At 56.5% G+C, this 14,153-nt stretch carries 10 protein-coding genes; 2 read left to right on the forward strand and 8 right to left on the reverse strand.

The genetic code is table 11. From position 1 onward, the window contains the following. Positions 1 to 30: 30 nt before the first annotated feature. Positions 31 to 951 (forward strand): hypothetical protein, encoded by a 921-nt coding sequence (locus RISK_RS14725; protein ID WP_236696318.1) that lies wholly within the window; start codon positions 31 to 33, stop codon positions 949 to 951. A 140-nt stretch (positions 952 to 1,091) separates the two neighbouring features. Here RISK_RS14725 and RISK_RS14730 read toward each other — a convergent pair whose 3' ends face one another. From RISK_RS14730 to RISK_RS14765, 8 genes are all read right to left on the reverse strand, one after another. Further along, the gene (locus RISK_RS14730; RefSeq protein ID WP_047815042.1) at positions 1,092 to 2,561 is read right to left on the reverse strand and encodes a TlpA disulfide reductase family protein; all 1,470 of its coding nucleotides are present in this window, start codon (positions 2,559 to 2,561) and stop codon (positions 1,092 to 1,094) included. Positions 2,562 to 2,926: 365 nt separating this feature from the next. After that, a complete protein-coding gene (locus tag RISK_RS14735) occupies positions 2,927 to 4,516 on the reverse strand; it encodes a DUF1254 domain-containing protein (RefSeq protein WP_236696319.1) in 1,590 nt (529 codons plus the stop codon). Beyond that, entirely contained in the window at positions 4,483 to 5,931 is a 1,449-nt protein-coding gene (locus RISK_RS14740; protein WP_201778951.1) for a DUF1254 domain-containing protein, read from the reverse strand. The genes RISK_RS14735 and RISK_RS14740 overlap by 34 nt, the downstream gene beginning before the upstream one ends. 113 nt (positions 5,932 to 6,044) lie before the next feature. Then, on the reverse strand, positions 6,045 to 8,570 hold the full coding sequence (locus RISK_RS14745) for a DUF1592 domain-containing protein (RefSeq protein ID WP_047815091.1): 2,526 nt from the start codon (positions 8,568 to 8,570) through the stop codon (positions 6,045 to 6,047). Between the two features lie 8 nt (positions 8,571 to 8,578). Next, positions 8,579 to 9,868: a DUF1552 domain-containing protein gene (locus RISK_RS14750; RefSeq protein WP_047815044.1), complete on the reverse strand. Its 1,290-nt coding sequence runs from the start codon at positions 9,866 to 9,868 to the stop codon at positions 8,579 to 8,581. Positions 9,869 to 9,981: 113 nt separating this feature from the next. Then, a complete protein-coding gene (locus tag RISK_RS14755; RefSeq protein WP_047815045.1) occupies positions 9,982 to 11,145 on the reverse strand; it encodes a purple acid phosphatase family protein in 1,164 nt (387 codons plus the stop codon). A gap of 412 nt (positions 11,146 to 11,557) precedes the next feature. Further along, positions 11,558 to 12,631, reverse strand: coding sequence for a hypothetical protein (locus tag RISK_RS28170; RefSeq protein WP_053061185.1), 1,074 nt, complete (start codon positions 12,629 to 12,631; stop codon positions 11,558 to 11,560). A gap of 253 nt (positions 12,632 to 12,884) precedes the next feature. Next, positions 12,885 to 13,706: a hypothetical protein gene (locus RISK_RS14765; RefSeq protein WP_236696321.1), complete on the reverse strand. Its 822-nt coding sequence runs from the start codon at positions 13,704 to 13,706 to the stop codon at positions 12,885 to 12,887. 175 nt (positions 13,707 to 13,881) lie between these two features. Between RISK_RS14765 and RISK_RS33075 the strand changes: the two genes are divergently transcribed. After that, a partial coding sequence (locus tag RISK_RS33075) for a hypothetical protein (RefSeq protein ID WP_236696322.1) occupies positions 13,882 to 14,153 on the forward strand: 272 nt, incomplete at its 3' end.

Below are 14,153 nucleotides of genomic sequence, written 5' to 3' on the forward strand. Positions count from 1 at the left end.
GTGGTCGCTTTGGCTGCGATCGTCCTCGCGATGAATTCGCTGCCCCTGGCTTGGTCGAGCGTTCACTGGATGATGCACCCGGAAACCGCATCGTCGCTTCAGTGGTGGATGTCGCGGGCCACCGCGGTGCTGTACGTGGTGACAGCCATCTTCTTTGCCTATGGTCCACCGGCTCAGGCAACCGCGAGCAGAACAATCGCAAGATTGGTCACGATCCTGCTCATCATTGCCGTCTTTCCATTTGCGACCAACTCGATCCAAAAGTTTTGGCACATTCGGCCTGATTCCTGGGACCTGCTGCTTTGGCGACTGGACGACGATTGGAACGAAGGTCGTGTCTTTGACTTCCTCGGTGATTCCATCGCCTGGCTGATCGCAATTGGGGCACTGTGGCTGATAGCCGGGTGGCGAAATGTCGCCTTGCAATCAACTTCGGTTGACAAGGACGTCACCCGCGAAAAGATAACGAAGTCCATCACGATTCAACGCCTGATGGCGTTGACCGCGATGGCTGCTGGCTTCGCTGCGATTCTGCGTTGGTTGCAATGGTCCGCCTCACCGCAGGAGTTCGTTCGCATGACCTCGGCCGTGCCCATCGCATTGTCGATTGCAAGCGTGGGCAAATTGACCCAACGTCCAGGCCACCAAAGTCGCTTTTGGGGATGGGTCCTTGGCGTGACCATGATTCTGCTGACGTGGGTCACCTGGTTCGCGCATGGATTTTTCACCGAGTGGCATTTTCGCTCGATGGTTCAAACGAACTTCAATGCTCCAGTCTCATGGCTGGACGTTCGATTTAGGCAGCACGTCACGATTGCCAACGACGAAACCATTGCTTCGATCGGACAAGCGATGATCGCTTGGACCCTCTTCGCTGTCCTGGGTTATCGACTGGAGCGAACATCGCTCAAGCACCCTGCGTCCAATTCGAGCGAACCGGCACCTCGCTGATCGCTCGATTGAATCAGTTGCCCCGGCGGACCAACACCGGCCGGCTCGCAAGCAAGTGAACCATCGGAATCCCTCGCTTGCCCAGCGGCCAGTCGCTCAACAATTCGTCATGCTTTTCGCCCAAGACGATTCGCTCTGGCCTATTCGCCCACCAACTCTTTGATCTTGGCGTGCAGTGCGTCCGCATTGGCTTGCCCACTGCCAACTTTGATCATCTGCACCTTGCCTTCGCGATCAACCAGCACCGCATGCGGGATACCGGTCACGCCGAAGTTGGATTGCATCTCGGTGACCTTGGGAGCGACGATGGTTGGGTGCTCCATGTCCTTGGATTGCAGGAATTTCGTGATTGCCTCGCGTTCCTCTTCGGGCGTCGGATCTTCGGATCCGTTCACTGCCTTTCCGCTTTCTTCGTCCCATGTGTAGCCGTAGTACCGGGTGATCCCCACGACCTCAAAGCCTTGATCGCCGAACTCCTCGCGAAATTCTCGCAAGTGCGGAAAGGTTGCGATGCAAGGGCCACACCAGATCGCCCAGAAGTCGTACAAGACCACTTTGCCGTCCAAGTCCTCCAAGCTGATCCCTTCGGCGTTGGCCCACCCATCGATGTCCAACTCAGGAGCGGGCTGACCGATCATCTCCAGTTGCTTTCGGGTCGACTCGATGCGACTTTCCAACGACTTGATTCGAGAAAGGATCGACGCGACGCCCCGGTTCTCTTCGTAGGGCGTCAACTTCGCAACCGCAGCTTCCATTCGCTCGATCGCCTCGTCAGGACTGACCCGAGCGAGCCCGCTGATCACCGAGTATTCGTTGCTCGCGTATTGTCCCATCAAAACGGAGGACTCCGGATAAGCCCCCAATGCTTGTTCAAAAGCGGATGCGACACGCTCTTGCCCATCCACCTCGTCGAACAGACGATTTTGAGTGGTCAGCAGATTGATCAACTCAACGGTTGTCTTCTCAGATCGATCCTCCGTCGCGTTGATCTCTTCTAACTTCGCGACTTGCTTGGCCAGCATGTCCTTGGCGGCGTCTTCATCCTCCCGCGCCAACATGGAGGCACGAACTTGGATCAGACGAGAGAGCGGCATTTGAATTTCGATGGGATGCTTCGCTTCCAACGCCTGCACCTTTTCAATGGCTTGGTCGGACCACTGGGCAGCCAACTCGGGTTGAGCAGCAGGAAGACCGTAGACACTGACCTGGCGAATCAAACTGGAAAGCCGCACTGCGTCGGAAGGCGATTCCGTCCGCTCCAGTTCGAATTCAACCGCAGCCCCAAACTGCGCCATCGCCTTGTCGTATTGGCGTGCCCGAACAAAGCCCGTCGCAATCGTTTGATGCAATGGTTTCAGCTTCTCCGCGACAGCATCCGATTCCATCGCCGTCTCCAGAACCTTGGCCGCCTCGGCAGGCTTCCCCTCCTTCACCAACTGCAGGATTTGATCGGGAATCGAGAGGACCTCAGGCTCCACTTCCGCAACGTCTTCGGCACTCTTTTCGGGAGCGTCGGTCGAGTCTTGCCCGTACGACATTGCCGGGAAGACAAACCCGAGGCTCAACGGTGCCGTCAACAAGCCGATGGCCAAGAACTTTCGCAAACGCATCTGATTTTTCCTTGAGAGATGATCGAATCAATGGTTTCCGCCTGTTGCTGATCCTAACCGGTCTCGGATGCGGGCTGTTGAACGCAATTCCCGGCGGAAAATCAAATGCCCCGAAACCCGAAGCGGATGGCAGATTCGAAACCACTAACCAATGGCTGCGAGACTCGATCGATTGATCTGACTCGGCCATTCCCATTGTCGCGTGTTTCGAATCGTGGAGCGGGGACTCACGTGGTCGGTCACTGGATCACAACCGCGCCGGCTCCCCCGTGTCCTGCAAACACCTTCGTGAATCAGCGAACGATCGCACCGCCCAACGTTTGCAGACAGCTGGACGGGGCCGCGAACACCCCGCTATTCCAACATCAGTTGGCTTTCACGATACCCGGAGGGGACCAAGTGCCTTCGCCCGGCGGCAAAATGGACGGGGCCTCGGTTTTGGGCCAGTAGAGACGCATCACCAAGTAGGCTGTGCCGTTCGGCGCCGGGAGCCAATTGCTCTCCTTCTCAGCCCCCGGACTGTCCTTCTGAATGTACAGCGTCAGCGATCCGTCCGCATTCTTTTTCATGGCGGGAAGCATCGGCGCGTTGATCAAGTATCGATCGATCGGATTCTGGATCAGCAACTGGCTTTTGCCATCGTACATCGTGACTGACCAGAACGAGTTCACTGGCGGGAGCTGTCCGGCCGGGAAGGTCAGCGTGTAGTTGTGTTTGCTGGTTTCGATCGCATCGCCATGGGTATCTTTGCGGGTCGCGGGGTACATGGCTTCGGCCGGCACGTTGGCGTAGATCCCCGCCTTTGCCGTCGCTGCGAGCTTCAGAGCATTGCCGCCAAAGAACGCTTCGTCTCCGCCCGCGAGTCCACCGACTTGCCATCCGTTCTGATCATTGCCCCCGTCGGCTACAAGAGAATCGACCTTTTCAGAACCAGCCTTCATGCCCAACAGCACTTCTGCTTTGTGTTCCAGTGAAAGGTCTTTGAAGTCGAAGGTTTTCCCAGGTCCGATGCCGATGGAGGCAAGCTTTGCACGGATGGACTTGTTGCCCGGCGTCTCCGGCACAAACTGCAATGCGGCATCGAGATATTCGTAAAAGTTGTCCTTGATCCCCTTCGTATTGGCCGGGACGAAGTCGATCTTCGCCGCTGCCGGTGGCGCGGGTTGACCGAGAAAGGCGGAAAGCGGCTGAGCTTTGTACCCCGATTGCACCTTCACCACGTTCGGCATGTCATCGGGGTTGAACAGCTGGGTGCGGAAAATGGTCAAGCCAAACGGAGTGCTGGATCGAAACACCTTCTTGATCCCCGCCGGTGTCTCCCCTTTCCAATCGGGTCCCACCGCAAGGTAGTCGCCCGGTTCGACGCCCGTTGCGCGAGTGCCGATGTAGCCATAGACGAAAGTGTTGCCGTCCACCAACTGAACCGAATAGTAACGTTCCTTCTCGACCGCCGGCACCGAGATCACCATGGGTTCGGCGCGCAGGTCCAACCACAGACTCGAGTAGGGCGTATCACTGTTCGCTGTGACCACCGCGGTGTCCTTGTAGGTGAACACGCGTGCTTCGTTGTGTATCTGGTTGAAGGGGGCTTTGTACTGCCCGGATTCCTTGTCCACACAAAACTCGTTCATGACCGCATAGTTCATCACCAGCGGCAGGCCGTAGATGAAGCCCTCTTCGGCGATCGCTCTGGTTTCTTCGAAGCTCGGCATGTTGATCCCTGCTTGCCCATCGGCACTTGCGGCCTCGGTGATCGGGTCACCCGGTTGATCGCAGGCAGGCAACGTCAGTGCGGTAACAAAGCCCACGATCAGGAAGAGGGCAAATCGTTGGTGAGTGGTCTTCATCTTGCTTTTGTCCAGTGTGCGGCTGTCAGAGGTCGGTTGGCTTGGGATTGCGGTCAGCAGATACGTTGACTCGGTCACTTCACCTTGTCCAACTTGGGTGCTTTCCAAGATCCATCCAACGCCGCTTCGCTGGGCCAATACAGTCGCATGTACATCGAAAAAGGTCCGTCGGGAGCGGGCAACCAGTTCGATTCACGCTCTTTGCCGGGCGATTCGTTCTGAACGTAGATCGTGACACCGCCGTCGGCGTTCTTTTTCAACTGCGGCAACATCGGCGAGTTGATCAGGTAGCGATGGATTGGGTTGGCCACCAGCAAACTGGATGGCAGCTTGTACATGGTCAACGACCAGAATGCCTTCACAGGAGGATACTGACCTTGTTGAAACGTCAGGGTGTAACGGTGGGTGCCGGTCAACGGATCGCCGCTGGAATCCACTTGATAGACCGGGTACATCGCTTCCTGCTTCGAGTTGCCATAGATGCCGATCGTCGCCAACCAACGCCGCAGGTAATTGCCATTCAAGTATTGACGGGTGCCGAAAACATCGCCTGACGTGATCACCCCTTCCTGCAACTTTCGAGCGTCCTGAGCATAGGCCTTCCACGCTTGGGCTCGTCCCTGCTCGAAGGCAGCCGTCATTTCAGGTGTCAGCTTGGCGGGGTCGAACGTTTTTCCGCCCTCGATGCCGATCTTGGCAAAGCGTTGACGAAGCTCCACTTCCGAAGGATCGACCGGGCAATAACCCAGCACAAAGTTCAGAACATTGAAGAACTCCAACGATGTCTTTTGCTCTTCCGTCGTCAACGGTTTGATCCACGGAACCAATGGCGCGGCGGGAGCAGCGGCCTTGCCAAGAAACTTCGACAGCGGCTGTACTTTGTACTGCGACTGAATTTTTTTGACGTTGTCGATGTCGGCCGGATCGAACAACTGAGTTCGAAAGGCCGCCAGAATGAAATCGGTTTCCGAGCGGATCACTTCCTCGATCCCTTCGGGCTCTTCCCCTTCCCAGCCTGGCCCTGCGACAAGAATCGATCCGGCGTCGTTGCCGGTGGTGCGGCTGCCGGCGTAGGCGAAGTTGAACGTGTACGCGTCGATGAACTGAATGCTGTAGTAGCGATTCTTTTCAATTTTGGGCACGGAGATCACGATCGGCTCGGCCCTCAAGTCCAAACCCGCCCAGGAATACGGGGTGTCCGAGTTCGGCGTCTGAATCGCGGTGTCGGCCGGCGTGTAAACGTTGGGAATGTTGGTCAGCTGATTCCAAGGCGCCTTGAACGAGGGGCTGTTTTGATCGACGAAGTAGGCGTGCTGGATGCGATAGCTGTCCACCAACGGGTAGCCATAAATGTAGGCCTCCTTCGCAATCGCTGTCACCTCCGGAAGGGGCGTTTCGGAACGGGGCAGGTCGGCCGAGGCCACTTCCTCCGCACGTCCCGGTGAACAGAGCACCATGGCAAGGCCGAAGACAAACAAGTTGGCCACAAACAGCGATTTCATTGGGACAGGGCTTTCAGGCATGGAGGGACATTGAAGTCTTGATTCCTGGACAACGGAATCGCGTCGTTGGCACGGAAGACAAACGCCACCAGCCACATCCAATTTTATACCAGATCAAGGAATCAAAGGGCTCCTTAGCGGGAGCGAAACAGATCGCTGGTCAGAACCTCGGTCACCATCGTTTGCAGCCCACCACCGTCCGCTTGGACACGTTCCCAAATGTCATCGATCTCGTATTGATCCGCGCGTTCCATGTGACGCCCCGTCGAATACGCAAGCAGCTTCTCGATCAAACTGCGAGTGAATTGATCCTGGCGGCTTTCCAGCAGCTTCTGCTTGAAGTCTGAAAAATTGGTGAATTCTTCACCAGAAGGAAACTTCCCTGTCGCATCGACCTTTGCCGCGATGCCCTTCCCCTTCGCCTTGGGATACTTGCTCCGCCAGCGACCAATTGGGTCAAAGGTTTCCAGGGCATATCCCAGTGGATCAATGTTGCGGTGACACACCGCACAAGCTTTGTCCTCACGGTGTTTTTCCAGCCGATCTCGGATCGTCGTCGCTCCGCTCGTGTTGGCATCAATCGCGGGCACCTCATCAGGTGGCGGTGGCGGCACGGTACCGAGGATATTCTCGAGCACCCAGACGCCACGAGTCACGGGTGATGTGTCGACGCCATTTGCACTGACGGTCAACACTCCAGCCATCCCCAGCACACCGCCGCGTTGGCGGTTCTCCGCTAGGCTGACACGTTGAAATCCATCGGCCAACCGCAACGTCTCTTTCTCTGGCAGCCCGTAGAGCTTGGCCAGCTTCTTGTCCACGAAGGAATAGTCCGCGTCCAACAAATCCGTCACCGGCCCGTTCTCATCCAGGAGGTTCCGAAAGAACAGACGCGTCTCTTGCTTCATCGACTCCGGCAGATTCTCCGCGTAGTAGTCTGGGACAGACTTTCGTGGCGGCGGCAGATTCCCTATGTCTCGCAAGTTCAACCAACTGTCGAGAAAACCATTCACGAACTCGTTGGAGCGTTCCGATCGAAGCATTCGTTGAACTTGCTTCTTCAACACAGCGGGTTCGGTCAGCCGGCCCGATTGGGCCTCTTCAAACAGTTCTTCGTCCGGTGGTGCGGCCCACATTGCATAGGAAAGACGCGATGCCAGATCGAAGGGACGCAGCAGCGGTTCCTCTTCCGGTGTGATCTCACTGAGATAAAGAAACGATGGCGAGCACAGAATCATCTTCAACGTATCGAGTGCGGCTTGTCGCGGAGTCGCATTTTCAGACAACCGTTTCTCGTAGATCGCCACAATCCGATCACGGTCCGCCTGCTCGAGCGTGCGACGGTAGGCTCGTTGGCCGAACGCAAACAATTGTTCCAGTGCGTGATCTTCTTGAAATCCCTCGCTCCCAAAAACGGCCCGTTCTTCTTCGCTGCCGTGGAGTTCTTCCACCGGTCCTCGGACTTTGATCTCGCCAATACGAATGTGCGGCAACTTGCCTTCGCGAAGCAGTGTGGTGCGGCTGACACCTTCCTTTGGATTTTTAAATTCGTCCTTGTAACGCCGGTTGGTTTCGATCACAGAGGCCCGTGACTCATAGGGTCCATTGGGGAAAATGAATCGAGGTGTCTGCCCGGCCTCCAGCCAGACACGAAACGGCAACCACTCGGGTTGTTCATCCGGAACGACGGCACTGGCTAAAATCGGCTCAATCGCTTGGGGGTAATGAATGTGTCCCTTGGTGGCATCACCAGGAACCACCGCGATTTGAAAGGGTTCCGAAAGATCGATGCGGTAAATTTTCGGATCGTAGTGCGTGTCGCGGTGCATCGCCTGGGCATTCACTTCGATGTCGTAAAACCCTGACACGGGGACACCTTCGAGGAAGTCTTCGATGTGCCCATAGCCACCTTGTCGGGTGTCCGTGTTGGGTTGCTCGTACAGGCACAAGTATTGAAACTTGAAGACAGCTCGGTGGGCGCCCGTCAGCTCTTCGTACTGCTGAAAATTGTCGGTGAAGTGCCAAGATTTTGGCTCCATCGTCGGCTTGCCGAGACGCGTTTCCACCAATCGCGAGGCCGCCTGGAAATACTGGTCCAGCAAAAAACCCGACGTCACCAGGGATTCGCCGATGGTGTCGAGATGGTGGCTGGTATTTTCTTTCGGGAAGTCAGCGGTCAGCCCCAACGTGTCGACGCGACGACCAAACAACGCCGCCAAAGTGACTTCGTATTCACGGTTGGAAAGCCGACGCATCACGGTTCGTCCCGCATGCCCCTTGAATTGATCGCGGGCATCCGTGATGCCGTCTCGCAACACCTCAAGCAAGTCCAAGCGTTCTTCGTCGGTCGGCTGATCCGATTCCTCCGGTGGCATCAATCTCAACGTCACCTGATCGATGATCTCATCCGTCGTGATCAGTTGTTGCTCCGACGAGATCGGAAGGCTGAACGACTCGAATTCGCGTTCTCCCTCAGCCGAAGCTTTGTCATGACACTCCAGGCAGTACTTCCCCAGGAAATTCGCGACGATCGCGGGATTGTCAGCGTCCGTCTCCGCCTCGGTTTCAGCAGCGAAAGCGACCGGCGTGTTCAAAAGGGAAAGCACGACCCAAGTTGCGAGAAACGCGATGGACCGGATCGAAAGACTCGAATGCATCATGATCACGTTTAAGAGAAGGTCCCGGTGCTGGTGCCGAACGAATCCGTTTGGACCCCCATCTTCTGAGCAATGTCAACATACAGATTGCACAAAGGAATTTTGTTTCGGTTGCCCGATCCAACCTTCTTGAATTCACCACGACCATAACCACCGCCCGCCAAAACAATCGGCAAATCCGAGTTTGTGTGAGAACTGCCGTTGCCCATGCCGCTGCCGAAGAGCACGGCGGTTGAGTCGAGCAACGTCTGCTCACCGTCCTGGATTCCTGCCAGACGAGTCAGAAACTTCCCGAACTGTTCCAGTTGGTAGGTTTCCAGCGTGATCAGATGTGCGACCGTTTCCTCGTCGTTGCCATGATGCGAAAGGCTGTGATAAGACTTGTCAATTCCCAGATTCTGCGGCAAGAAACTCCCACCGATTTCCAGGGTCGCGATCCGTGTCGAGTCGGTTTGCAAGGCCAGCGAGATCAGCTCATACAACATGGGAAGATCGTCCACCGTGTTGGTGTCCGCTGGTTTCTCAAATGGAGCTTCCGGTTTCGGCTGATCAGCCCAACGTCGGCGGACTTCCAGCTGTTTTTCCACTTCGCGAATCGAGCTGAAGTACTCATCGAGCTTCGATCGGTCCTCTTGATTGACTCGCTTCGAAAGCGCCCCAGCTTCTTCGGTGATCGAGTCGAGAATCGATGCTTGCAAAGCGTTCTCATTGACCATCTGCGAGCGTCGTTGCTTCGACTCCGTCATGAACAGACGGTCAAACAACTCGGCTGGCCCAGTGATCGGTGGCACGCGAACGCCAGATTTGGTCCACGACATTTGACACCCGCCATGAATGCCGCCTTCCGATCCCACCGTCAACGACGCAAACCGAGTTTGCTTGCCAACTTCATCGGCGAGGAATTGGTCAATCGTCACATTGCCATCGCGGCGATGCTTGGATTCGTGGTGCAGCACGCCCGATAAAAACGTGTGCACTGCGAAGTGCCCGCCGCGAATCCCATGATCCAAGCCTCGATACACATTGATGTGGTCGCGGTTTTCTGCCAACGGCTTCAACAGCGTCGTCTCTTCGAAATCACGTCCAGGTGTTTCCGGAAAAAAATGCTTTTGCTGAAAGCCGAGTAAGTTCCCAACGGCAACGAACCGACGTGTCCCGGTGCCCGCACCACGCGTTGCCTGAACCGGTGAGTTGCGATCGACGGTATCGGCCATCAACGACGGCAATCCTGGCAACGCGAGTGACCCAGCAAGGGAACGAATGACGAAGCGACGCCGGCCGAGATTCTTTGGTTTTGTCATGTTCGTATTCTACTCGAATCAAAAAGGGGATACTCATCGGTCAGTCATCATCTGCTGGTGAGAACTGACCTACCGAACTCAGGGAGGAGTCCGTTGCTGAAAAACCAAATCGCCTACTCGCGGACCGGGCGTGTAAACTGGTCGCGGACCGTTCCATCTTCTAGCAAGCAGGTGCCCTGCAACGCGTCCCGGGTGAATTTCAAGACAAACACATGGTTGCCTTGATCGGCCATCCCTGGTGACTCCAAGAACCAACGGTCGGTCTTGGGAGTCCGTTGTGGCACGCCCAAGCCTCCTTCGCCGATGTAGACGACGCCGGTTTCATCGTGCTTTCCATCACGGATCGGAACCGTGCGTTTGATGTTGTGCCCATCCGCTTCGCAGACCAAATCCACGTCGTACTTTTCAAACAACGGCACCCAACTCTTCAAGCCGGAACCGGGTGTTTTGACCGCGGGAAAAACCGGGCGATGGTACTGAGTGACCAACCAGCGATGAGTGGGACGCGATTCCTTCAGCTCCGCCTTCAACCAATGTGCCTGATCGCCCGCCGTGCTGGTCTCGGAATTCAGTGTCGTGAAGCGAACCTGAGGACCGATGTCGAACCCAAAGTAATTCAGATCGCCATCGGGAAAACCAAACACTTCGTTGAACGGTTTCCCTTTGTCGTGGTTGCCACGAGCCGGGATGATCGGCAGCAAGCGACCGTCAGGCGCGGTCGTCAATTCATGGTCGGACAACCACATCGACCAAAGTTCCATCTTGGTTCCCGTGACGATGTAATCTCCGCCGTGGGCGAACGCCAAAATGTCATCGGCCAAGTCATCGTTGTCATAGGAATCCACGACCAACCCGGCGATCATTTTGTTCATCCGCCGGCGGGCGTCTTGATCGGATCGGGAATCCCCCCCATGCAAGATGCTGAATGCACGGTCCGTTGCCGGGGCCGTCACAAAATAGAACCCAGGCGACTCATTCCCGTCGCTGACCATTTGCACCTCGTACGCCGTCGCAGGCAGCAAGTCCGTCAAACGAACGTGATGGTAATACGACTCGAATTCGCCGCCGGTGTAGCGTCCCGATTCGGCCAATTGCTCGGCCGGACTGTCCTCGCTGCCTCGGACGCGAAACCGAACGGAGTGCGAGCTCCCCGCTTCTTTCGTGCTCCAAGAAACGGTGGCTTGGGTCGCCGGGTCAGCGGTCCAAATGACACGCCACTGAGCTGGTTGGGTTCCGGTCAGGGGAGCATCCGCGCGGACTGCCCCACTTCCCAGCATCAGACTGCAAACAAGGCCAAGTATCAGCGTGCGCGTGCATTTCCTAGATTTCATCTGCGGGTCAGGCCAATCGGTGGGTGGGGGTGCGTTTGCTGCCGAATGCTGCAGCAAACGCGGTAGGGGCTCAGGAGTCTACATTCTACTCGCTGGAACCACCAACCTCCAAATGACCCATCGAAGGAACCGTGGGCGACAATTTCTAGAATTCAGGTGAGTGCAAAAGGCCATGAGCCCTCCGGCGACCCACCGGGCGACTTGCCCCATTTCGTGAGGACGAACTTGTTCCCCAACGATTCCTTCGTACCTGAGCCAACCCTATTCGGCAAAACCTTGATGGTCCGAACGTCTCAGCGTCTCGTTCTCGCGAGTCGTGAGCGAACTCTCTTCGGCTGACTCACCCAATCACGTGTCCTTAGGGAGTGGCGTACTTCGAGTGGGCGGACGCATTGAATTCCTGCAAGGCCTTGTCGAAGGTACGATTTTCGAACTCGTAGTTCCACGGTTCGATGTACCGCATCCCGAGCTCTTCTGCCTGTTGGAACACGGTCGTGTAGTCGTTGTTCTCAAATCGGTTGGGTTGGTCGGAGCGACCGATCACCTGACCATAAAGATCACCTTGGTAGTTTTTCAGGAGAGAGATCAAGTTGCCTTGGTAGGTCGTTTTACCCGAGATCCACCACATGCCGATGCCGACGCGATCTTCATACTCAGGCTCCTGGAACTCGCTGATCAGACGCTCCGGAATCTCGGTGCTGCGAAAGAGTTCATGCACCTCGAACGCGACGGCTTTTCCGGGGAAGGCACTGAGCACACTTTGCGTCGCCTCGGTGGCTGCTTGGAGCCAGAGATCGCCAAATTTTTTCTCCGCGTCCCGATCACGTGGATTGATCCCGGCGGCACGCAGCAATGTTTCCGAAGGGACACCGTTGAAATGACCTTCAGTCCCATTGCTGGTCATCTGCGGGACGTAGATCAGTTTCAAACGCTCGGTGCGGTATTGGTTGCCAACAGCCTGCAACATCTTTTTCAAGCGTTCTTGAACAATCGGGTCCCAGTACTTGGGCATCTCGACCGGATTTCCGCGGAAGCTCATCGAGAAGGTCTCAACATGGAGGTCGGAGACCAACCAGCTCGGCGACAGCGAAAGAGGTCGTCTCCGTCCTCGAGCGATGTTCGCTCGCGATGGGGTGCGTTCGCGAGATTCAGTCGAAGTCCAACCACCGTGGATGGCGAGCGTCCAGTTCATGTTGGGTTGGAGCAGACGAATCTGTTCCTCAATGCGAGTGAAATTGAACTGCCCGGGTCTGGGTTCAATCTCACTCCAGGTGACCCGGACGAGCCCGCCCTTCATGTTTTTGTTTTGAACAGCGCCACGAGTGATCACGCTGGCATAGGTGCCGATTGGTTTTTCAACTTCCTCGCCCAAGGCAGACGAGACCAGGAACAGTGGCGAGAGCAGCAGCGCAAGTAGTTTTCGAATGTTCATGCTGATTCAACCGCTGAGGCATGAAAAGGTTTCGGTTGCGACGTCCATCGAACACCAATCTCACCCCACCCAGTGGACGAATTTGCATCTGCCGCCACTCGCGACGAAAGGCCCCGTGGGTTTAGAAGCAAACGCGAAGCAGGTCGGCAGGAATGAACGAGCGTAACCCTGTGAGCCGCTTGGGCGTCAGCCCCGACTGCACGTGGGAGCAACAACGCTTGCCAAAACAGTTCAAATGCCGAAAGACTCCTGCTTACCTCCGGTTCAACGTCCAGTGGATGAAGATTGCGAGCGGCACGCCACCGTTGGCGATCCGAATCAACGTTTCCGGCCAAGCCTCGATGCCGAGAGCGGTCATGCGACTCGCCGCCGTCACCAAGCCCCACACGACCATGTAGAACGCCGCGACACGTGAACGCAAGACCAGCAAAGCCACCGCAACAAGGATGTCGACCACGCCAATCACGACCAACATATTTTCGACCGTCGTCTGAGTGAAACCGATGTCGGTCCATTGCATATCTGATAGCAGAATCAGATCGGTGAACGGGGCGTAGCATGCGTACGCTTTGTAGCCATGCGCAGCGAAGGTGAATGCGGCCGCGACGGTCAACATCAACACCGCGAATCGAGTCCGTTTGGAGGAGGAACACGATGCGGCACCGACTCCGCCACAGATGGCCAGTGTCATGGGCGCGACGTAGCGGACCGCATGTTCGGGAAAGGACAATTCCGCGAACACCGCCGCACGCATCATGTGCGCCGCGGCGATCAACAGCATCCAAAGAGCAACCCATCCGGCAGCGGCCTGATCGAACCTGCGAACAACGTTGAACCACCGCGAGTCACTCGGCATTTTCCACATCAGCCAGCCGGCCAAGCCAAAGACGCCACCGGCGACCAGCGTCATCAGAGCGCCAACGTTGTCAATCGACTGAGCGAGTGCTTCGGGCCAATGGCAATCGAAATACAGCCAGCCATAGACGTCGCTTTCCGTTTCAAGTGATGAAAACAGATAGCGTCCGCCCACCCCAACGCACTGGACCACGACCACCACCCGCAGGCACACGAACATTGGCAGTGAACCAAGTACCCGCCACCCTCCTTTGCCAGGGGATACGGAACGGTCGGTTGATGTCGACGGGGGTGAGATCGGTGTATTCATGGGCGACGAATGATACTCCATGCAAGGCAATCTGTTTGCCCCCTTGAATATGGTGCCAGCCACCTTACTTGTTTGATCGCGCCGAATGTTTGGCATTTACGGCGGCAGATTGGGGACAACTCCCGCTGTCTTGTTGCCATTGTGCGAGCTGATCGTCTGCTCAGAGGCGTCGACTTCGCGATTGCGGTCGAGTGTGCGCAGCAGAGACGGAACCGTTGTCCCCAACTGTTCCGTCGTCTCATTCACCACGGTGAAGGCCGGCGATCGCTTCGGGCCTGCTCAACCGAAGCAGGCTGCGGCTTGGACCTGGCCTCGGTGGTGGTGGCGGCCGGTTCGTTCGGCATCCGCTTTCATCGA

The sequence above is a fragment of the Rhodopirellula islandica genome, assembly GCF_001027925.1.
Classification (GTDB): Bacteria; Planctomycetota; Planctomycetia; order Pirellulales; family Pirellulaceae; genus Rhodopirellula; species Rhodopirellula islandica.